Source organism: Mesorhizobium sp. M8A.F.Ca.ET.218.01.1.1 (assembly GCF_004791165.1).
Lineage (GTDB): Bacteria > Pseudomonadota > Alphaproteobacteria > Rhizobiales > Rhizobiaceae > Mesorhizobium.
The window spans coordinates 83,077-102,318 of sequence record NZ_SRUZ01000008.1; the positions used below are offsets into that span (position 1 = coordinate 83,077).

A 19,242-nucleotide genomic window follows, 5' to 3' on the forward strand; every position below is an offset into this window, starting at 1 on the left:
GTTTGTACCTCAAGGCGATCCGCGCATTACTTCTCCGACACGCCAGCCTCGGCAAAGCTCGCCATTCTCGCATGGCATTCCAGCGCCGAGCGCACGATGTTGACGGCCAGGCACGCGCCTGAGCCTTCGCCGAGCCGCATGCCGAGATCAAGCAGCGGCGGCAGGGCGAGCGCTTCGAGCAGGCCGCGATGGCCCGATTCGGCCGAGACGTGGGCGGCGATGGTGTGAGCGAGGCCGGTCGGGTGCAGCTTCGCCAGGGGTGCCGCGGCAGCGGTGCAGACGAAGCCGTCGAGCAGTACGGGTATGCCCAGATGCCGTGCGGCCAGCGTCGCGCCAAAGATCGCGGCGAGTTCGCGTCCGCCAAGGCTGGCCGCGATCCCCAGCGGATCGGCAAGGGCGGCGGCGTGGCGCTTCAGGCCGGCTTCGATGGCGACCACCTTGCGCTTCAGGCCGGCATCGTCGACGCCGGTGCCGCGTCCAGTCCATTTTTCCGCGCCGCCGCCGAACAGGGCAGCCGAGATGGCGGCGGCCGGCGTGGTGTTGCCGATGCCCATTTCGCCAAAGCAGACGAGATCGATGTCCTTGGTGACCGCGTCATAACCGGCGGAAACCGCGGCGAGAAAGGCTTTCTCATCCATCGCCGATGTCTGCGTGAAGTCGCCAGTGGGCTGGTCGAGGTCGAGCGGGATGACGTCGAGTTCGGCGCCGGCGATGCGGGCCAACTGGTTGATGGCGGCACCGCCGCCGGCGAAATTCGCCACCATTTGAACGGTGACTTCGGAAGGGTAGGCCGACACGCCCTGCGCGGTGACGCCGTGGTTGCCGGCGAAGACGAAGACTTTCACGCGGTCGAGCTTGGGCATATCGCGGCCCTGCCAGCGCGCCAGCCAGGCGGCGATGGTTTCCAGCCGGCCGAGGCTGCCTTGCGGCTTGGTCAGCGTGTCCTGACGGCGGGCAACGGCATCGGCCGCCGTCTCGCTGCCGGCGGGCAGATTAAGGCAGGCAGCGCGCAGTTCATCGAGGGATTTGAAGGGCATGGGGGCAAGGTCTCCAGAAGGGAATCAGGTCAAGGGATCAGGAAAGGGCGACGGAAGCGACGAGAAGCACCGCGATTTCGCTCACCTGCTGCAAGGCGCCGATCGTATCGCCGGTCTGGCCATCGATCTGGTTGAGGCAAAGAGCGTGGAAAGCGGCAAACAGCAGGCCAAGCAGGACGAGCGCGGCGATGGCGCCGCCGGGGCCAAGCAACAGCAAAGGGATCGCGCCGAGCACGCCGCCGGCTATGGCGGTGCCGAGCGATACCGTGCCGGCGTCGGCCGACAGGCCGTCGGATCGTGCCGGCGGCAAGAGGTGCATGAAGGCGCCGAGCACGCCACGCGAGGCCGCATGCGCGGCCACCAGAGCGAAGAGGGCTTGCGTGGGATCGGGGAGTTCCGACAGCGTGCTCCAGCGGGTCAGCAGCGCCAGCGCCAGCGCCATCGCACCATAGGCGCCGATGCGGCTGTCGCGCATGATCTCGAGCTTGCGTCCGCGCGACTTGCCGCCACCGAAGCCATCGGCGACGTCGGAGAGGCCATCCTCGTGCAGGCAGCCGGTGGTGAGCACGGTTGCAACAAGGGCCAGGGCGACTGATGGCCCAATGGCAAGGCCAAAGCGTTCCGCAGTGGCAAAGACGATCGCGCCGATCAAGCCGACGGCAAGGCCGGCGATCGGAGCGGCCCAGATCGCGGCGGCGAGGCTGCGGCCACGAAAATCGAGCACGGGCAGCGGCAGGCGCGTGAAGAAGACCAGGCAGAGCGCGATGTCATCGAGGACTTGCCGAGGCGACAGGGTGATTCTTGGGAGCTTCATGGCCTAGCTCTTCGCAATCGCATGAAAGAAGGTGCCGCTGACATGGCCGCGCCGGTAGCCGGAAGCGCCGAGCGGATTGCCCTGGCCGTCGGCGAGGTCGGCCAGCGGCTCGTCATTGCCGGCGGCCGTCATCTGCGCATAGTGGAATTCGTGACCTCGGATCAGCGCACCTTGCGGCCCCAGCGGACAGTCGGCGCGCAGCCGCGCCTCGCGGTAGCCGAGATTCATCTTGCGCCTGGCGAAGCTGGTGGAATGGCCGAGCAGGCCGAGCATGCGATGCGTCTCGCCGCCAGCATCCTCCAGCGCTTCACCAAGAACCATGAAACCACCGCACTCGCCATGGACCGGCTTCTTCGCGGCGAAACGCGCCATTCCCGCATGGAAATTCATTGCGGCTGCGAGTGTGCCGGCGTGAAGCTCGGGGTAGCCGCCGGGCAGCCAGCAGACATCACAATCCTCGTCGGGCGCTTGGTCGGCGAGCGGCGAGAACGGAACGATTTCCGCGCCGGCCTTGCGCCAACAGGCGGCGACATGCGGATAAAGGAAGCTGAAGGCGGCGTCCTCTGCCAGCGCGATGCGTTGGCCGGGCGGCCGCAGCGCGTCGGCAAAGTCGCCAACTGTCGGGGCGAGGGGTGTTGCCAGCGCCATGATCGCATCGAGGTCGAGCGACTTCTCGGCCATGTCGGCGAGCCGATCGAGATGCGCCACCAGGTCGTCATATTCGCCGGCCTGGACGAGGCCGAGATGGCGTTCGGGCAAATTGAGCGTGGGATCGCGCAGGATGGCGCCGACGACGGGCAGTCCGATCGCCTCGATGGCGTCGCCGGAGAGCCGACGGTGGCGCTCGCTACCCAGCCGGTTCAGCACCACGCCCGCCATGTGCACATCCGGATCGTAGGTGGCAAAGCCCTTGGCGACGGCCGCCGCCGTGGTCGACTGGCCCGACACGTCGAGCACCAGCAGCACCGGCAGGCCGTAAAGCCGCGCCAGATCGGCGGCCGAACCGGTGCGCCCCTGCGCGGCCGGGATGCCGTCGAACAGACCCATGGCGCTTTCGAGGATGACGAAATCGGCATCGTCGGCCGCCTGTGCGGCCAGCGCATTGAGCAGCGACGGCGACATCGCCCAGCTGTCGAGATTGACGCCGGACAGGCCGGTGGCGGCGGTGTGGAAGCCGGGATCGATATAGTCAGGGCCGGATTTGGCGCCGCGCACCTTCAGGCCGCGCCGGGTCAGCGCGCGCAAGATGCCGATGGTGACGCTGGTCTTGCCAGAACCGGAGCGTGGCGCGCCGATGATGATCGCGCGCGCGGTCATGCTTGCCCAGCCAGTGCCGCGCGCATGGCGACGATGCCGCCGACGACGATCAATGCCGGTGAGGCAAGCCCGGCCGCCGCCGCTGCCTCGGCAATGGTGGCGAGCGTGGCGACGACGGTTCGCTCCTGCGGCGTCGTCGCGGCGACGATCACGGCCGCCGGCGTCGATGGCGCAAGCCCGCCGTCGAGCAGGGCTGCCGCTATAACAGGCAGATTGGCCATGCCCATATAGACGACGACCGGCTGGCCGGTGCGGGCGATTGCCACCCAGTCGATGTCGTCATCGGTGCCGGCGGCGTGGCCGGTCGCCAGAATGACAGCCTTGTTGATGCCGCGCATGGTGGCCGGGATACCGGTGGCCGCCAATGCGCTGAGGCCCGATGTCAGGCCCGGCAGCACACGGAACGGGATGTTTTCGCGCGCCAGTGCCAGCGCCTCTTCGCCGCCACGGCCGAAAATATAGGGGTCGCCGCCCTTCAGCCTGACGACGCGGCGGCCTTCACGCGCCAGCCGCACCAGCAAAGCGGTGATATCGTCCTGCTTCATCGAAGGCTGGCCGCCGCGTTTTCCCGCAAAGAAAAGCTCGGCGTTTCCGGCAACCGCGACCACGTCAGGCGAAACCAGCGCGTCATAGACCAGCGCATCCGCTTTCGCCAAAGCCGCCAGCACTTCCAGCGTCAGGCAGCCGGGATCGCCGGGGCCGGCGCCGGCCAGCCAGACATGGCCGGGCTCGAGCGGACGCGGCTTGAAGTTCAGCCGCGCAAGCGCCTGTTCGAGCGTGGCGTTTTCGCCTTTGTTTTTGGTGCTGCCGCTCACAATCCGTCCCGTCCGCGAAAACGCCGCTGATAGTGGGCGTCGTACAATGAACTCTCGCCAAAGCCTTCCGCCGCCAGCGAGCGGCCGACGAAGATGAGCGCCGTGCGCTCCATCGGATCGGCGGCGAGCTTTGCCTCGATCGTCTCCAACGTGCCGGTCAGCACGCGCTCGTCCGGCCAGGAGGCGCGAAAGACGATCGCGACCGGGCAATCGCCGCCATAGTGCGGTGTCAGTTCGGCGACGACGCGGTCGATGGCGTGGATGGCAAGATGGATGGCCAGCGTGGCGCCGGTACGGCCGAAACCGGCCAAGGTCTCGCCAGGCGGCATTTTCGAGGCGCGGCCGGAGACACGGGTCAGCACAAGACTTTGCGCGACTTCGGGAATGGTCAGCTCGCGGCGAAGGGCGGCGGCCGCCGCCGCGAAGGAAGGGACGCCCGGCGTCAGCGTGTAGGGGATGCCATGCTTTTCCAGCCGGCGGATCTGCTCGGCAACCGCGCTCCACACCGACAGGTCGCCGGAGTGCAGACGGGTAACGTCATGGCCGGCCTTGTGGGCCGCCACATATTCAGCCTCGATCTCGTCGAGCGACATCGGCGCGGTGTCGATCAGCTTCGTTCCCGGCGCGCAATGCTGCAGCAATTCCGGCGCGACGATGGAGCCGGCATGGAGGCAGACCGGGCAACTCGCCAAGAGCCTTGCGCCACGCAGCGTGATGAGGTCGGCGGCACCGGGACCGGCGCCGATGAAATGGACGGTCATTCGGCGTCTCCGCTGATGGCGATGGCGCAGGTGACCGCGCCGAGCACCGTGCGCGGACCAAGCAGGCTGGCGCCTTTGCCGGCGACGGCAACGGCCGACGCTTCGGAAACCGATGGTGTGCCGGCCAGGTCCCGCGAGAGGCTGGAGCTGCTGAGCGTCCGTGGCGAGGCTGCCTGGAGAGCTGCGTCATCGACGATGATGACCGGAAGGTTCAGCGCGCGGCCGGCGGCAGCGATCGCGTCTTCATCCTTCTTGAGCGCCGCGGTGGCCAGGGCCGAAAGAGCCGACATCGCCAGCCCATGCGCTTCGAGCGCGGTTTCTATCGCCGCGAGCACGTCCTCGACGGTGACGCCTTTTCGGCTGCCGATGCCCGCGACCATCATGGCTTGACCCAGCTCCATTGCGTGACAGGCATGGCCGGCCGCCACGCCTGCATCGAGCCGACAGGCGAGGCGCGGGAAATGCCTATCCTGACAAGATCGCCGCCGCGCCTAGTGTGCTGGGCGAGAAGCAGGGCTTCCATCTCCAGCGTCACCGCGTTGGCGACGAGACGGCCGCCGGCGCGCAGCGCCTTGATGGCGGCGTTCAAGACACCGGCGTCGCTGCCGCCGCCGCCGATGAAGATGGCATCGGGCGTCGCTAGTTTGGCCAGTGCCTTGGGCGCGCTGCCTTCCACAATGACGAGGCCGGGAACACCACAGGCGACGGCATTGTGGCCGATGCGGGCGGCGCGGGTCGGGTCGGCCTCGATGGCGATGGCGCGCAGCGAAGGGTGGGTGAGCATCCATTCGATGCCGATGGACCCTGAGCCGGCGCCGATATCCCACAGCACTTCGCCGCGTCTCGGCGCCAGCGCCGACAGGGTGATGGCGCGGATTTCGCGTTTGGTGATCTGGCCGTCATGCTCGAACATATGATCGGCAAGGCCCGATGTGAGCGGCAGCACGCGCCCTTGCGGATTCGAATCAATCTCGATCGCCAGCACGTTGAGTGGATTGATGTTTTCCAGATTGAAGGCATCGGCACGCGCTGAGCGCAATGTCTCCTTCGGTCCGCCCAACGCCTCCAGCACCGTCAACCGTGAAGCGCCGAAGTCAAGCTCGGTGAGCAGGCGGGCAATTGCAGCGGGCGCGTCGCCATCCGACGTCAGCGCCAGGATGCGCGCGTTGGGCTGCAGCAGCGGGCGGATCAGGTCGACCGGGTGGCCGTGCAACGAGATGATCTCGATGTCCTGCAGCGCCCAGCCGAGCCGCGCCGCGGCCAGCGAAATCGCCGACGGAGCTGATATGACATGCATCTCCTGTGGCTGGACCTTGCGGGCGAGGGTGGCGCCGACACCGTGAAAGAACGGGTCGCCGGAGGCGAGCACACAGACATTCCTGCCGGTGAGCGCCAGGACATCGGCCATCCCGGCATCGAAAGGAACCGGCCAGGGGCATGGCTTACCCCTGGCGAAAGAAGCGACTAGCGCCAGGTGCCGCTTGCCACCGAAGATGAACTCCGCCTCGGCGATCCGACGCTTGGCCTCGTCGCCGAGACCCGCTAAACCGTCCTCGCCGATGCCGACTACCGTAAGCCATTTTGGCGTTGGCTGATTTTTTGACATGTCGCGCCGCCCCTCATCCGCCTGCCGGCACCTTCTCCCCGTATAGTGACGGGGAGAAGGGAGAAGCTCCGGCGCCGACGCCTCCCTCTCCCCGTCCTTCACGCGGAGAGGGTAAGGGTGAGGGGCAGCGCCGACGATGTTTGACATGGTGCCCATGAAGAAGATTCTGATCCTCGGCGGCACAACAGAAGCGCGCCAATTGGCCGGAAAACTGGTGGAGGATTTCCTCGTCACGCTTTCTCTGGCCGGCCGCACGGAAAGCCCGGTTGCGCAGGGCGTGCCGGTGCGAAGCGGTGGATTCGGCGGCGCCGATGGACTGGCCGCATATCTCAGGGAGACCGGCACTGGTCTGCTGATCGACGCCACGCATCCCTACGCGGCGCGGATCTCCGCCAATGCTGCAATGGCCGCGCGCAAGACCGGCGTGCCGATCCTTGCCTTGCGGCGCCCGGGGTGGGAGGCCGTAGAAGGCGACCGCTGGCTTGAGATCGATAGCGTTGCTGGCGCCGCGCGGGCGCTTGGCGATGTGCCGCGCCGCGTATTTCTGGCGCTTGGCCGGCAGGAGGTCGCCGCCTTCGAGGCAGCACCCCAGCACCACTATCTCATCCGCAGCGTCGATCCGGTCGAGCCGAAGCTGGTTGTGCCCGACGCCGACTATCTGCTGGCGCGGGGCCCGTTTCACGAGAGGGAAGAACGCGCTTTGCTCGAAAAGCATCACATAGGTGTCGTGGTGTCGAAGAACAGCGGTGGCGCGGCGACATACGGGAAGATTGCCGCGGCGCGAACGCTCGGCATCGAGGTGGTCATGGTGCGCAGGCCGGCCTTGCCGGAGGTGCCTTCGGCTGAAACCGTCGAAGCGCTGGCCGCCATGATCGATCATTTCGTCGAACCCGACGCCGAGCGCGGCGTGTAGACCAGCGCCGGCTTGTCGCCGCGCTTGATGATCCGGGTCTCCGGCGAACCGATGATGATGCAGGTCGCCATGTCGGCCTTTTCAGCGTCGACGTCGGCCAGTAGATAGACCTCGATGCGCTCGTCTGGCCGGCCCGCGGCACGGCCGAAGATCACCGGCGTCGTGCCGGGCAGGATGGCGGTCAGGCATTCGAAGGCGCGGCCAAGCTGCCAGGGACGCGCCTTGCTGATCGGGTTATAGAGCGCGATGACGAAGCCGGCGCCAGCCGCCGCCAGAAGACGCAGTTCGATCAAATCCCAAGGCTTCAGATTGTCGGACAGCGAAATGGCGCAGAAGTCGTGGCCGAGCGGCGCACCGATGCGGGCGGCGACAGCCAGCATGGCGGTGACGCCAGGCACGACGGCGACATCGACCGCACGCCATTCGGCCGGACCGGCCTCGATCGCCTCGCAGACAGCGGCGGCCATAGCGAAGACGCCGGGATCGCCGCCGGACACCACGGCGACATCGTGGCCTTCGGCGGCCTTGGTCAGGGCATCCTTGGAACGGGCGAGTTCCTCGCGATTGTCCGAAGCGACGCGGGTCTGGTCGGGGCGCAGATCAAGCCGGTCGAGATAAGGCTTGTAGCCGTAGAAGAATTTCGCCTCGGCGACAGCGCGGCTGGCTTGCGGCGTGACCTGGTCGGCATTGCCGGGGCCGAGGCCGATGACGGTGAGACGGCCGCTCATGCCTGCGCTCCAGTCGGGCGGCCGGACCAGCCGGCGACCAGCACGATGGCGAAGTAGGGCGCCTTGTCGTCCGCCTTGTCGGCAAGCCGCATCGAGACGCTGCCGGCCATGGTGCCGCGCTCGACATAGACGGCGCGCGTCAGCTTTCCGGTCGCTTCCAGCGCGCGCCTGATCTTGGGCAGGTTGCGGCCGACCTTCATGATCACGGCGGCATCGGTGTCGGCGAGGCGTCGGGTCAACTCGAACTCGCTCATCGTGCCGGGCAGCACGGTCAGCACGTCGTCACCCTGGACGATCGGCACGCCGGTCTGCGACCAGCAGCCGGACATGGCGGTGATGCCGGGAATGACTTCAGTCGGGAAACGATTGGCGAGACGGACGTGCAGGTGCATATAAGAGCCGTAGAACAGCGGGTCGCCTTCGGACAGCACGGCGACCATCCGGCCAGCATCGAGGTGCTCGGCGACCTTGTCGGCCGACTCCTCGTAGAAACCTGATATCTGCGAGCGGTAGTCGTCGTGATCCTTGTCGATCTCGGTGGTGACGGGATAGAGCAGCGGCAGTTCCAGCATGTCGGGCCGGAAGCGCGCCTCGACGATGGCGCGCGCATTGCTGTTGTTGCCGCGCTTGGCGAAATAGGCCACGACATCGGCCTCGGCCAAGGCTCGCGCGGCCTTCAGCGTCAACAATTCGGGGTCGCCGGGACCCGTGCCGACACCGACAAGCCTGCCTTTGGAAATCGCGTTCACAGACCAGGCCTCGCCAGCGAATTGAGCGCGGCGGCGGTCATGGCGCTGCCGCCGAGCCTGCCGCGCACGATGGCGTAGGGCACGCCATAGGAATTCTCGGCCAGCGCATCCTTGGATTCGGCGGCGCCGACAAAGCCGACTGGCATGCCGATGATGGCAGCTGGCTTCGGCGCGCCATCGCGCAGCTTCTCCAGGAGGTAGAAGAGCGCTGTCGGGGCATTGCCGATGGCGACAACCGAACCGGCCATGCGCTCGCCCCACAGGTCGATCGCGGCGGCCGAGCGGGTGTTGCCGATCTCCCTCGCGATGTCATGCGTGCGCGGGTCGCGCAAGGTGCAGATCACCTCATTGCCGGCCGGCAGCCGGGCGCGGGTGACGCCATGCGAAACCATCTCCGCGTCGCAGAAGATCGGCGCGCCCGCCGCCAGGGCTTTGCGGGCGGCGGTGACGAAATCGGGGGAGAAGACAAAATTCCTGGCGGCTTCGACCTGGCCGCAGGCATGAATCATGCGGATGGCGACATCGGCCTCGGCCTCCGAGAAGCGCGAGAGATCAGCCTCGGCGCGAATGATGGCGAAGGAACGCTCGTAGATCGCGGTGCCGTCGTGGATGTAGTCGTAGGCGGCCATGCTCATTTCCGTTGGTAAGGTTGGGCCCGTTGGTAAGTTTCGGCGATGCCGGCCGTGCCCAGCCTTGTCAGGCAAGCGGCGGCGGTCTCGCCCTGATATCGAGCGCCGCGGATCACCGCGGCGACGCGGCCGATGCCGCGCGCGGCGTCATAGCCCGGCCTGTAGCCGGCAGGAAGAGCCTTTGCCGTCGCGTTCACGACAAGTCCGGCTCCGTTTTCGCCGCCGACCAAGGTCAGCGCCGCCGGGCCGGGATGCGCGCAGCCCTTGGCGCAGCCGGAAATGTGCAGGGTGAGGGAGGGATCGAGGATGTCGGCGTTTTCGGTGGCGATCGTCTCGGCGATGTCGCGGGTGGCGATGCGGCCGGACGCGCAGGCCGGCGTACCGGGGCAAGCGGCGATGCGGGTGCGGGGGTCGGCGGGGGAGGTGACGAAGCCGAGGGTGGCGGCTGTGTCTTGCAGGGGCTGGTTGGCGGTCGCCGGCTGGCCGAGGAAAAGCAAGGCACGGCCTGGGGCGAGGCGGATTTCGGTGGTGCCGAGGGCGAGGGCGCTTTTTGCGAGTGCGATGATTTTGTCCGCTGGGATGCTGCCATAGGGCAGGCCGATACCGAGGGCGAAAGTTTCACCGGCCAAGGGGAAAAGCCCGATAGGTTTGCGCGAGGCGCCCCCCTCTGTCCTGCCGGACATCTCCCCCTCAAGGGGGGAGATTGCGCTGTCACCGATGGTTTCGCCAATCTCCGGTGTTGTTGAAAAGCCAGCGTCGAAGCCGTTGATCTCCCCCCTAGAGGGGGAGATGTCCGGCAGGACAGCGGCGGGCGCCGTAGAGTGCCAGCTTGCGAGAGACTCCAATTGCCGCCCCGACAAATCCCGCGTGTGTGCGTCCCGGCCTTTCTCGGCAACCATCCGCAGCGCCGCGACAGCAATGTCGCGTGCCGCATCCTCATCCGCCACGGTGAGCCGCTTGGCGGTCCGCCCGTCACCCGCGACGGATACAAGCCAACGGCTGGCTGTATCGGCTCGCACCGCCCTCAGCCGCACATCGGCCGTTACCGCATCCAGCGTCAGTTGTCCGCCACCGTCAACGATCACCGAAACCTTCGGTCCCAGCCGCTTCGTCAACCCGGCTTCCTCGACGGCCACGCGAATCTCTTCCGCCATCGGCCGGGGATCGGCGATCTCCTGCGGGTCAATGCCTGCCAGCGGGCCGGTCTCGACCGGCACCCCGGTGCGCACCGCGATTCCCAATGCATCCACCTCCGCCGCCAGCAACGCAGCGCTGTCCGCCGTGAGGCCGCGTATCTGCAGGCTGCCGCGCGCGGTGACTTCCATGATGCCGTTGCCGTGCCGCAAGGCGGATTCGGCGATCCCGATCAAGAGCTTCGGCGACAACCCTCCGGAGGATGGACCTCCGGCGACCGGGTTCAGGCGCACCAGCAGGCCGTCGCCTGTCTGCATCGGCGCGGACAGAGCGGGGCAGGCGCCACGGCGCGAGAAGGCGTTCATGCCGCGACCCCGGGCGCGTTGGCTTCCGCAATCAGCGCGGCGAGATCGTCGTCGATGGAATTGCGCAAAGGATGCCAGAGGCCGCGGCGGCGCGCCGACAGGAAGCGCTCGGCGATGACTTTGGCGGCGGCGGGATTTTCGCGCAGGATGAAGGCGCGAACGTCCGGATCGCCGAGATAGGCATCGTGCACGGCCTCGATCAGCGCGCCCGAAATGGCATGCGTCGTTTCGGCGAAGCCGACCAGCCGGTCGACGGTTTCGGCGAATTCGGAGGCGCCGCGCGGACCGTGGCGCATCTGGCCTGATATGAAGCGTGCGTTGACGGCACGGGCACGCACGACGCGCGACACCGCCTCGCCAACCGATCGCGGTTTCGGTTTTTGTGGGTCGGTGGTGTCGAGCACGATGACGTCGGCGTTCCTGCCCAGTGTGGCCAAGGCGGCCGAAAAGCCGCCGATGAAGGCGACGTCGGCCGAGCCTTCGAGAATGTCGCGGCCGGGATCGTCGCCGGTGTGAACCAGAAGGTCGGCTTCGGCGATTCGTCCCTCGAAGGCGCCGGGCGCCGAGACGCCTTCGCCGCCGGCGCCGCCATAGGCGTGCGAGGTGGCGTCGAGATAGGCGCGGCCGATCTCTTCGCGCTCGCTCCAGTCGCCTCTCGACAACAGGTCCTCGACGCCGGCGCCATAAGTGCCGGGCGAGGTGCCGAAGATGCGCGGGCTGATCTTGCCATCGGCGCGGGTCTTGGCGGCGAGCGGGTTTTCCGAATCGTCCTCGTCGCGGGCGGCAACGGCGTTGGCGGCGGCATCGATCAACGCGATCTGGGTCGGGAACATGTCGCGAAACAGCCCGGATATGCGCCAGGTGACGTCGACGCGCGGACGGCCGAGCATAGCTGGCGGCAGCACCTCGATGCCGGTGATGCGGCCGGTGGCAGTGTCCCATTGCGGTCGGCAGCCCATCAGCGCCAGGCCCTGCGCGATCTCCTCGCCGCCGGTGCGCAGCGAGGCCGAGCCCCAGAGGTCGATGACCAGGGAACGCGGCCAGTCGCCATGCGACTGCAGGTAGCCGCGTACCACTTCTTCCGCCGCCGCCTTGCCCAGGTCGTAGGCGGTCGGCGTCGGCATGGTGCGCGGGTCCGAGGTGAACAGGTTGCGGCCAGTGGGCAGCACGTCGGAGCGGCCCCGTGCGGGCGCGCCAGCCGGGCCGGCCTTGACGTGACAGCCATCGAGCGCGGCGAACAGCGCCGACTTCTCGGCTGCCGCGCTTTGGCGGCGCATGGCATCCGGCTCGCCCTCGGGCGCGCGGCCGTAGATATGCAGCCCGTCCTTGATAGCGAAGTCCTTGAGATCGCAGAGCCAGGCGTCGATGCGGCGCAGCGCTTCGTCGGGCGCATCGGTTTTGGCGACGCCGGCTTCGGAGGCAAGGCCGGTCTTTTGCGCGGTTTCGACAATCAGCCTGGCGAGACGGTCGCGGCGGCGGCGGTCGAGGCCATCGGCCTGGGCGTATTCATCGACCAGGCGTTCGAGCTTGTGCTGGTCCTCGTCGAGACCTGCACCGGCGAGCGGCGGCGGCAGATGGCCAAGGGTGACGGCGGCGATGCGCCGTTTGGCCTGCGCCGCCTCGCCTGGATTGGAGACGATGAAGGGATAGATGACGGGCAGGGACCCGATCACGATCTCGGGGAAGCAGTTTTGCGAAAGCGCGACGGTCTTGCCGGGCAGCCATTCTAGCGTGCCGTGGGCGCCGACGTGGATCAAGGCATGGATGCCGAGCGATTTGCGCAGCCAGAGGCCGAAGGCGATCAAGGCGTGGCGCGGAGGCAGTGTCGGGTCGTGGTAATCGGCGCGGCGATCGGCGGAACGGCCGCGATCGGGGGCGAGTGCCACGGTGATGTTGCCGAAGGTTGCGGCACGGAAGGGGAAGTTTGCTGAGGCTGGCGCTTGAGCGCCCCCTTCTGTCCTGCCGGACATCTCCCCCACGAGGGGGGAGATTGGCAACTTCGGCGCCCGTTCTTTAACCTTCGAGATTGGCGAAAGCGGAGATGCGGGCACAATCTCCCCCCGTGTGGGGGAGATGTCCGGCAGGACAGAGGGGGGCGCCTCGCGCAAACCTGTCTCCTGATCTGCTCTGCCCCACGCGGCGTCTACCGCGGCAATTGCCGATGTCGGAAGCTCAATAGAAAAGGCACCATAGTCGTCGAGCCCCAATCGATCATTGCCGTGCTCCAGCAGATCCAGCAACGCGCGCGGTGTTTGCGGAATCCCCTCAACGGCATAGCCCTGTTCGCTCAAGTCGTGCAGCATCGCCAGCACACTGGACGGCACATCCAGCCCGACCGCATATCCGGTGCGGCCAGGAGCGCTGGGATAATCGGGAATCAGGATCGCCAGTTTGCGCTCTGCGCGCGATGTCTCCCGCAGGCGGATGAAGGCCGCAACGCGCTTAGCCACCTGCGTCACACGATCCGGTTCCGGCCGGTTGGCCAGCGCACGGTGGCCAAGCGCCGGATCGACATCGCTCTCGCCCTTGAAGGAAATGGCGCCTGCAAGGATGCGGCCGTCGAGTTCGGGCAGCACGACATGCATGGCAAGGTCGGCCGGCGCCAGGCCGCGCTGGTTGTTTTCCCAGACATCGCGGCGCGTGGTGGCGACGATGACCTGGAAGACGGGCACGCCGGCGCGGTCGAACAGGGTTTCGACGCCGGGTTCGGCGCCCGAAGCGAAGGCGGTCGCGGTGATGATGGCGGCAGGTTTCAGCGATGCGATGGCATTTTCGACGAACGCCAGGGACACAGGATCTTTAAGGCTGGAAACGAAGATCGGGACCGCTGCCAGTCCCTGGGAGCGCAAGGCCTCGGCCAGCGCATCGATCGGGGCAACGTCGGCCGCGAGCAGCATCGAGCGGTAGAAGAGGATAGGGACGATGGGAGCGCCGACATCTGAAAGGTCCGGCTCCTCCGCGACCCCCAATCCAGACTGATAGTAACCGGCCTTCGGCACGCTGACCGGACTGGCGACGGACGTATCCTGTCCAGCCAGGCCTGCCAGCCTCCGAACCAGCGCGCTCATATTGGCCGGGCCGCCCTCTCGGAAATAGCCAAGCAGGCCGTCGAGTTCGGCGCGTGGCAGCGTCGAGGCTTCGATCAGCCTGAGATCCTCGTCATGGCTTTCACCCGGAAGCAGCGCCAGTTTGATGCCGCGCTCACGGGCAATCACCGCCAGCTGGTCGCAGCCATAGCGCCACCAGTCGTTGCCGCCGAGGATGCGCACCAGGATGACCTTGGCATGGCGGGCGACGCTGTCGATCCAGAGGTCGACGGACATGGGATGGCGCAGGTCGCGCAGTGCCGCAAGCCGCATGGAGGGCAGGCGGTCGGCGTCCGCCTTCCACGCCGCCGCCAGTCCGGCGAGATCGCTGTCGGTGAAGGACAAGGCCACGATATCCGCCGGCGTCTGCCTGAGATCGACAGGCTCGGCGAGGTCGTCAAGCGAAGCGGAGGTCGTGGTGAGGATGTGCATCGCGGTCCGTGTCTGAAATCAGCCGGCGAGGATACGTTCGATCGCCGGACGGTTCAGCCCCTTGAGACCAATGACGACCAGGCGCGAGCGGCGGTCGTCCTCGGCGCTCCAGGCACGGTCATAGTAATGATTGACGCGTGGGCCGACGGCCTGCAGCAGGAGCCGCATCGGCTTGCCGCCGACCTCGACGAAGCCTTTTACACGCAGCACGTTTTCCTGTTCGGCGGCCTCTGCGACACGTTTTGCCAGATCGTCGGGATTGGCGATCGAGGGAATGTCGACGATGAATGTGTCGAAGTCGTCATGCTCGTGGTCGAATGCGCCGTCGTGATGGGACTTGCGGTTCTCGATGTCGTCCTCGACGGCAAGACCAAGCCCGAGCAGCACCGAGGGATCGACCTTGCCATGCGACGTCGGCACGATCTTCACCGCGCGGGCGGAGTGTTCGTTGACGATGGCGTTGGCGCGGGCCGAGCCCTCGGCGTCCATCAGGTCGCTCTTCGACAGGATGATCAGGTCGGCGCAGGCGATCTGGTCCTCGAACACCTCTTCGACCGGATCGTCATGGTCGAGGCTTTCATCCCCGGCGCGTTGCGCCTGCAGGGCTTCCATGTCGTTGGCGACGCGGCCTTCCGCAAGTGCGGGACCGTCGACCACGGCGATGAGGCCATCGACGGTGACGCGGCTTTTCACCGTCGGCCACTGGAACGCCTGGACCAGAGGTTTGGGGAGGGCGAGACCGGAGGTTTCGATCAGGATGTGGTCGACCTTCGGCGTCAGCGACAGGATCTGGTCGAGCGCTGGCACGAAATCGTCGGCGACGGTGCAGCAGATGCAGCCATTGGCCAGTTCGACGATGTTTTCCTCGGGGCAGGTGTCGATACCGCAGCCCTTGAGGATTTCGCCGTCGATGCCGATATCGCCGAATTCGTTGACGATGATGGCAATCCGCTTGCCGCCGGCATTTTCCAGGAGATGGCGGACCAGCGTCGTCTTGCCGGCGCCGAGGAAGCCGGTAACGACGGTGCAGGGAACGCGGGAGAGATTGCCGGCCGAATTTGGAGCGGTCATATCAAGTCCTTCAGCATGTCGAGAGGAGGGATGCGGGCAACGAGGCCGCGCTTGAGGCTATCGGGCCGGCCGCGCCAGGGAATGAGGCCGTCGGTCGAGGTGGCGAAGAGTTTCGCGCCGGCGACGAGATCGGCGCCGCTGGTTGTGGTCAGGTCGCCGAACACATAGCTCCAGCATCCGTCGCGCAGGATCGCGGCGCTCAGCCTGCGCTTGCAATTGCCGAGGCATTCGACCGTGCGGATGCGAATTTGCTCGCCCGAGGCGGCTTGGCGGGTATCTTCAGCCAAAAGTTCGCCGGCCCGGGGATGGGCGTCGGAACCGGTCTCGTCGCGACAGGAGGCGCAGACGATGACAGTGATGCCGGCCAGGGAATCATCCCCGCCGGACGAAATGTCCGTTGTTTCAGCCGAGAAACTGCTGTCGCGATCCAAATCAGGCTCCTTGCCCGGAAAACCCGCCGGGCGATCGGATTCTTGCATTCCAGACGGCAGGTCTCCTGGCTCGCGGGTCATCGCCTTGGGTAGCCGCCTTCCCGGGACAATCCCAGTGGCTTTCGGCCTTGGCTCTTCGCTTACAGTTGCGGGGACAGCCGCGGATTTGGGCTTTTCGGCCCGCACCGCATTCCCTCTTGGCTCCTCCCTTTGCCGAGAGGAGACCGTCTGGATCGGATTTAGGCTCTTGCGGGCAGCGGTGTCAACGCGAGCTTACGACACCGCGATGTCGGACAGCGCCGGGCCGAGGTCGCCGGCAGGCGTCACTTCGATGCGTTCAAGCCCAAGCCAGCCCTGCATCTGCTTCAATTCCTCGAAAAGTTCAGCGGCGGTTTCAGGCGGCGCGCCGGGCTCGGCATAGGCGGCATGGACGCGCAGGACACTGGCCGGCCGGTCGGCTTTGAGGTCGACGCGCGCCACGATCCTGTCGCCAAGCAGGAAGGGCAGGACATAGTAGCCGTATTGGCGCTTCTCGGCCGGGGTGTAGATTTCGATGCGATAGTGAAAATCGAACAGCCGCTCCGAGCGCGAGCGCTCGAAGACGACGGGATCGAACGGCGCCAGCAGGGCGCGGGCCTCGATCTTGCGTGGCAAACGCGCATCCCTGTGAAGGTAAGCTGGCTTGTCCCACCCCTCGACACGGACCGGCAACAACTCGCCGAGTTCGACCAGTTCCTCGAGCCGGCCTTTCATGTCGGCGGGGGAGAGCCGGAAATAGTCGCGCAGGTCGCCTGATGTGGCGATGCCGTGGGCGCGGGCGGAAATGCGCAGCAATTCGCGATGTGCATCCTCGGCCGCCGGTACCGGCAGGTCGAGGATCGCTTGCGGCAGCACCCGCTCCGGCAGGTCATAGAAGCGCTCGAAACCGCGCCGGTGCGCCGTGGTGATGCGGCCGGCCCAGAACAGCCATTCGAAGGCGTGCTTGGCGTGGCTCCAACCCCACCAGCCGCCGGAGCCTTTCTGGCCTTCCAGCGCCGAAGCGGCGATCGGGCCACGATCGACGACCTGGCGGTAGATCTCTTCTATATAGGCAGCGTGCTCACGGCCCCATTTGGCCAGCCCCAGATACATTTCATCGCCTTGCTCGGCGCGCTGCATGCGCCAGCGCATCAGCGGGTACGTCTCGACCGGCAGGAATGAGGCCTCGTGCGCGCAATATTCGAACACCGTGCGCTTACGCGTCACGGCGGCGTTGTCGAGCAAGGCGACGGGATAGGGACCCAGACGCGAATAGAGCGGCATATAGTGGGCACGCACCACCGCACTGACGGAATCGATCTGCAACAGGCCGGTGCGGGACAGAACGCGGGCGAAATGGCGGCGGTCGGGCATGCCGGCGGGGCGGGGATCGAGAAATCCCTGAGCGGCGAGCGCGATGCGCCGGGCGGCGGCTAGCGAGATCTTTTCCTTCATGCAGGCGTCACTCTGAGGGTGCTTTGACAAAGATGTGATGGGTGATTCCAGCCCATGCTAGCAGGGTTTTGGCGGCAACCCTGTCAGGAGAGAAAAGTGGAGTAAAAAGAGAAGGAAATCAAACAGGAGCCTATGAGACCAGTTTCTCCCGGAATGCCGTCCAGCTCGTTGTTTTGAACAAGGTTTGACTTGCTTCGCTGGAAGTGCTGCGCTAACCCTCGCCGCGTTGCAGCATAGGCTCCTTAAAACGGTTCAGCGGTTAAACTGTCACGCTTCCGCATTAAGGTCCGGTGCTGTAATCAACGTGGATTGGCGCCAACGGAAGGCCGCTGCATGAACGCACTCCTCAGTTCGTACCTGCCCATCGTCCTGTTCATCGGCGTGGCGCTGGTGGTCGGCCTGGCGCTGCTGGTCGCACCGTTCCTGGTGGCCTACCGCAACCCCGATCCCGAAAAGCTGTCCGCCTACGAGTGCGGTTTCAACTCGTTCGACGATGCCCGCATGAAGTTCGACATTCGTTTCTACCTGGTGTCGATCCTGTTCATCATCTTCGACCTCGAAGTGGCCTTCCTGTTTCCCTGGGCAGTGTCCTTCTCGAAGATCGGCATGCTCGGCTTCTGGTCGATGATGGTGTTTTTGGCGGTGCTGACCATCGGCTTTGCCTATGAATGGAAAAAAGGAGCGCTGGAATGGGATTGAACGACAGTTCAGGCACCCTCGTCGCGCCAAAGCCCAAGGGCATCATCGATCCCAACACCGGCAGGCCGGTGGGGGAGGACGATCCCTTCTTCCTCGAAATCAACAATGAGCTTGCAGACAAGGGTTTTCTGGTCACCTCGACCGAGGCGCTGATCACCTGGGCGCGCAGCGGCTCGCTGATGTTCATGACCTTCGGTTTGGCGTGCTGCGCGGTCGAGATGATCCACACCTCGATGCCGCGTTACGATTCGGAGCGCTTCGGTGTCGCGCCGCGCGCGTCTCCGCGCCAGTCCGACATCATGATCGTGGCCGGCACGCTGACCAACAAGATGGCGCCGGCGCTGCGCAAGGTCTACGACCAGATGCCGGAGCCGCGCTACGTCATCTCGATGGGCTCCTGCGCCAATGGCGGCGGCTATTACCACTATTCCTATTCGGTGGTGCGCGGCTGCGACCGGGTCGTGCCGGTCGACATCTATGTGCCCGGCTGCCCGCCGAGCGCCGAAGCCCTGCTCTACGGCATTCTTCTGTTGCAGAAGAAGATCCGCCGCACCGGCACAATCGAACGGTAAATCCATGGCCGCATCCCTTAGCGAACTGTCGACCTATCTCGGCGAGAAGCTGCCTGGCCGCTTCAGCGACGCTGTGCTCGCTTACGGCGAGCTTACCGTTCACGTCGAGCCGCAAAACCTGATCGAGGTAATGACCTTCCTGCGCGACGATGCGCGCTGCCAGTTCATTTCGATCATCGATGTCTGCGGCGCCGACTATCCGTCGCGGGCCAAGCGCTTCGACGTCGTCTATCACCTGCTTTCGCCGAAGCAGAATGTCCGCATCCGCGTCAAGGTGCAGGCCGACGAGGAGACGATGGTGCCGTCGGTCACCGGCGTCTATCCCGGCGCCGACTGGTTCGAGCGGGAGACCTACGATCTCTATGGCGTGCTGTTCTCGGGCCATCCGGACCTGCGCCGCCTGCTGACCGATTACGGGTTCGAAGGCCATCCGCTGCGCAAGGACTTCCCGCTGACCGGTTTCGTCGAAGTGCGCTACGACGACGAAGCCAAGCGCGTCATCTACGAGCCGGTCGAGCTCAAGCAGGAATTCCGCAATTTTGATTTTCTTTCCCCTTGGGAAGGCACCGATTACGTGCTGCCCGGGGACGAAAAAGCCAAGACGAATTGA

General features: G+C 66.1%; 18 protein-coding genes, 1 pseudogene and 1 riboswitch. Of the genes and pseudogenes, 4 read left to right on the forward strand and 15 right to left on the reverse strand.

Features of this window, described 5'->3' with window-relative positions:
- Positions 1 to 26: 26 nt before the first annotated feature.
- Genes cobT through cbiE form a run of 7 tightly spaced genes read right to left on the reverse strand, consistent with a single transcriptional unit; the run spans position 27 to position 6,350 of the window.
- Positions 27 to 1,037, reverse strand: coding sequence for a nicotinate-nucleotide--dimethylbenzimidazole phosphoribosyltransferase (gene cobT, locus EN861_RS26480; RefSeq protein ID WP_127279491.1), 1,011 nt, complete (start codon positions 1,035 to 1,037; stop codon positions 27 to 29).
- Positions 1,038 to 1,074: 37 nt separating this feature from the next.
- Positions 1,075 to 1,851, reverse strand: coding sequence for an adenosylcobinamide-GDP ribazoletransferase (cobS, locus tag EN861_RS26485; protein WP_135866548.1), 777 nt, complete (start codon positions 1,849 to 1,851; stop codon positions 1,075 to 1,077).
- Positions 1,852 to 1,854: 3 nt separating this feature from the next.
- Complete coding sequence (locus EN861_RS26490) at positions 1,855 to 3,168, reverse strand: cobyrinate a,c-diamide synthase (protein ID WP_135866550.1); 1,314 nt, start codon at positions 3,166 to 3,168, stop codon at positions 1,855 to 1,857.
- Entirely contained in the window at positions 3,165 to 3,983 is an 819-nt protein-coding gene (cobA, locus tag EN861_RS26495) for a uroporphyrinogen-III C-methyltransferase (protein ID WP_135866552.1), read from the reverse strand. Before cobA ends, EN861_RS26490 begins: the two co-directional genes overlap by 4 nt.
- Positions 3,980 to 4,744, reverse strand: a complete 765-nt coding sequence (cobM, locus tag EN861_RS26500; protein WP_135866554.1) for a precorrin-4 C(11)-methyltransferase — start codon at positions 4,742 to 4,744, stop codon at positions 3,980 to 3,982. Before cobM ends, cobA begins: the two co-directional genes overlap by 4 nt.
- Positions 4,741 to 5,127: a cobalamin biosynthesis protein gene (locus EN861_RS26505; protein WP_135866556.1), complete on the reverse strand. Its 387-nt coding sequence runs from the start codon at positions 5,125 to 5,127 to the stop codon at positions 4,741 to 4,743. The genes cobM and EN861_RS26505 overlap by 4 nt, the downstream gene beginning before the upstream one ends.
- Positions 5,124 to 6,350, reverse strand: coding sequence for a precorrin-6y C5,15-methyltransferase (decarboxylating) subunit CbiE (gene cbiE, locus EN861_RS26510; protein WP_135866558.1), 1,227 nt, complete (start codon positions 6,348 to 6,350; stop codon positions 5,124 to 5,126). The genes EN861_RS26505 and cbiE overlap by 4 nt, the downstream gene beginning before the upstream one ends.
- A 154-nt stretch (positions 6,351 to 6,504) precedes the next feature.
- On the opposite strand from cbiE, the gene EN861_RS26515 reads away from it, so the two are divergent.
- On the forward strand, positions 6,505 to 7,263 hold the full coding sequence (locus EN861_RS26515; RefSeq protein ID WP_135866560.1) for a cobalt-precorrin-6A reductase: 759 nt from the start codon (positions 6,505 to 6,507) through the stop codon (positions 7,261 to 7,263).
- Here the strand turns inward: EN861_RS26515 and EN861_RS26520 are convergent.
- From EN861_RS26520 to EN861_RS26555, 8 genes and pseudogenes are all read right to left on the reverse strand, one after another.
- Positions 7,227 to 7,991, reverse strand: a complete 765-nt coding sequence (locus tag EN861_RS26520) for a precorrin-3B C(17)-methyltransferase (RefSeq protein ID WP_127280969.1) — start codon at positions 7,989 to 7,991, stop codon at positions 7,227 to 7,229. The two genes, EN861_RS26515 and EN861_RS26520, sit on opposite strands and share 37 nt — an antisense overlap.
- Entirely contained in the window at positions 7,988 to 8,740 is a 753-nt protein-coding gene (locus tag EN861_RS26525; RefSeq protein ID WP_135866563.1) for a precorrin-2 C(20)-methyltransferase, read from the reverse strand. Before EN861_RS26525 ends, EN861_RS26520 begins: the two co-directional genes overlap by 4 nt.
- Positions 8,737 to 9,369, reverse strand: a complete 633-nt coding sequence (locus tag EN861_RS26530; RefSeq protein ID WP_127871593.1) for a precorrin-8X methylmutase — start codon at positions 9,367 to 9,369, stop codon at positions 8,737 to 8,739. Before EN861_RS26530 ends, EN861_RS26525 begins: the two co-directional genes overlap by 4 nt.
- Positions 9,293 to 10,868 (reverse strand): annotated as a pseudogene (cobG, locus tag EN861_RS26535) (precorrin-3B synthase). The gene EN861_RS26530 and the pseudogene cobG overlap by 77 nt, the downstream one beginning before the upstream one ends.
- Positions 10,865 to 14,386 (reverse strand): cobaltochelatase subunit CobN, encoded by a 3,522-nt coding sequence (locus tag EN861_RS26540; protein ID WP_135866567.1) that lies wholly within the window; start codon positions 14,384 to 14,386, stop codon positions 10,865 to 10,867. Before EN861_RS26540 ends, cobG begins: the two are co-directional and overlap by 4 nt.
- An 18-nt stretch (positions 14,387 to 14,404) precedes the next feature.
- On the reverse strand, positions 14,405 to 15,457 hold the full coding sequence (gene cobW, locus EN861_RS26545) for a cobalamin biosynthesis protein CobW (RefSeq protein ID WP_135866569.1): 1,053 nt from the start codon (positions 15,455 to 15,457) through the stop codon (positions 14,405 to 14,407).
- Positions 15,454 to 15,888, reverse strand: a complete 435-nt coding sequence (locus EN861_RS26550) for a DUF1636 family protein (RefSeq protein WP_127871589.1) — start codon at positions 15,886 to 15,888, stop codon at positions 15,454 to 15,456. The genes cobW and EN861_RS26550 overlap by 4 nt, the downstream gene beginning before the upstream one ends.
- 37 nt (positions 15,889 to 15,925) lie before the next feature.
- Positions 15,926 to 16,132, reverse strand: a riboswitch (cobalamin riboswitch).
- 29 nt (positions 16,133 to 16,161) lie between these two features.
- Complete coding sequence (locus EN861_RS26555; protein WP_135866571.1) at positions 16,162 to 17,361, reverse strand: winged helix-turn-helix domain-containing protein; 1,200 nt, start codon at positions 17,359 to 17,361, stop codon at positions 16,162 to 16,164.
- 333 nt (positions 17,362 to 17,694) lie between these two features.
- Here EN861_RS26555 and EN861_RS26560 point away from each other — a divergent pair, with 333 nt between their 5' ends.
- From EN861_RS26560 to EN861_RS26570, 3 genes are read left to right on the forward strand one after another with little or no spacing between them, the layout of a single operon-like run.
- Positions 17,695 to 18,060 (forward strand): NADH-quinone oxidoreductase subunit A, encoded by a 366-nt coding sequence (locus tag EN861_RS26560; RefSeq protein WP_006335683.1) that lies wholly within the window; start codon positions 17,695 to 17,697, stop codon positions 18,058 to 18,060.
- Positions 18,051 to 18,632 (forward strand): NADH-quinone oxidoreductase subunit B, encoded by a 582-nt coding sequence (locus tag EN861_RS26565; protein WP_015317338.1) that lies wholly within the window; start codon positions 18,051 to 18,053, stop codon positions 18,630 to 18,632. The genes EN861_RS26560 and EN861_RS26565 overlap by 10 nt, the downstream gene beginning before the upstream one ends.
- A gap of 4 nt (positions 18,633 to 18,636) precedes the next feature.
- Positions 18,637 to 19,242 (forward strand): NADH-quinone oxidoreductase subunit C, encoded by a 606-nt coding sequence (locus EN861_RS26570; protein ID WP_135866573.1) that lies wholly within the window; start codon positions 18,637 to 18,639, stop codon positions 19,240 to 19,242.

Excerpts from the sequence above, each read along its gene's own strand:
- cobT (WP_127279491.1), bottom strand. The coding sequence starts at position 1,037 with ATGCCCTTCAAATCCCTCGATGAACTGCGCGCTGCCTGCCTTAATCTG.
- cobS (WP_135866548.1), bottom strand. The coding sequence starts at position 1,851 with ATGAAGCTCCCAAGAATCACCCTGTCGCCTCGGCAAGTCCTCGATGAC.
- EN861_RS26490 (WP_135866550.1), bottom strand. The coding sequence starts at position 3,168 with ATGACCGCGCGCGCGATCATCATCGGCGCGCCACGCTCCGGTTCTGGC.
- cobM (WP_135866554.1), bottom strand. The coding sequence starts at position 4,744 with ATGACCGTCCATTTCATCGGCGCCGGTCCCGGTGCCGCCGACCTCATC.
- EN861_RS26505 (WP_135866556.1), bottom strand. The coding sequence starts at position 5,127 with ATGATGGTCGCGGGCATCGGCAGCCGAAAAGGCGTCACCGTCGAGGAC.
- cbiE (WP_135866558.1), bottom strand. The coding sequence starts at position 6,350 with ATGTCAAAAAATCAGCCAACGCCAAAATGGCTTACGGTAGTCGGCATC.
- EN861_RS26515 (WP_135866560.1), top strand. The coding sequence starts at position 6,505 with ATGAAGAAGATTCTGATCCTCGGCGGCACAACAGAAGCGCGCCAATTG.
- EN861_RS26520 (WP_127280969.1), bottom strand. The coding sequence starts at position 7,991 with ATGAGCGGCCGTCTCACCGTCATCGGCCTCGGCCCCGGCAATGCCGAC.
- EN861_RS26530 (WP_127871593.1), bottom strand. The coding sequence starts at position 9,369 with ATGGCCGCCTACGACTACATCCACGACGGCACCGCGATCTACGAGCGT.
- EN861_RS26540 (WP_135866567.1), bottom strand. The coding sequence starts at position 14,386 with ATGCACATCCTCACCACGACCTCCGCTTCGCTTGACGACCTCGCCGAG.
- cobW (WP_135866569.1), bottom strand. The coding sequence starts at position 15,457 with ATGACCGCTCCAAATTCGGCCGGCAATCTCTCCCGCGTTCCCTGCACC.
- EN861_RS26555 (WP_135866571.1), bottom strand. The coding sequence starts at position 17,361 with ATGAAGGAAAAGATCTCGCTAGCCGCCGCCCGGCGCATCGCGCTCGCC.
- EN861_RS26560 (WP_006335683.1), top strand. The coding sequence starts at position 17,695 with ATGAACGCACTCCTCAGTTCGTACCTGCCCATCGTCCTGTTCATCGGC.
- EN861_RS26565 (WP_015317338.1), top strand. The coding sequence starts at position 18,051 with ATGGGATTGAACGACAGTTCAGGCACCCTCGTCGCGCCAAAGCCCAAG.
- EN861_RS26570 (WP_135866573.1), top strand. The coding sequence starts at position 18,637 with ATGGCCGCATCCCTTAGCGAACTGTCGACCTATCTCGGCGAGAAGCTG.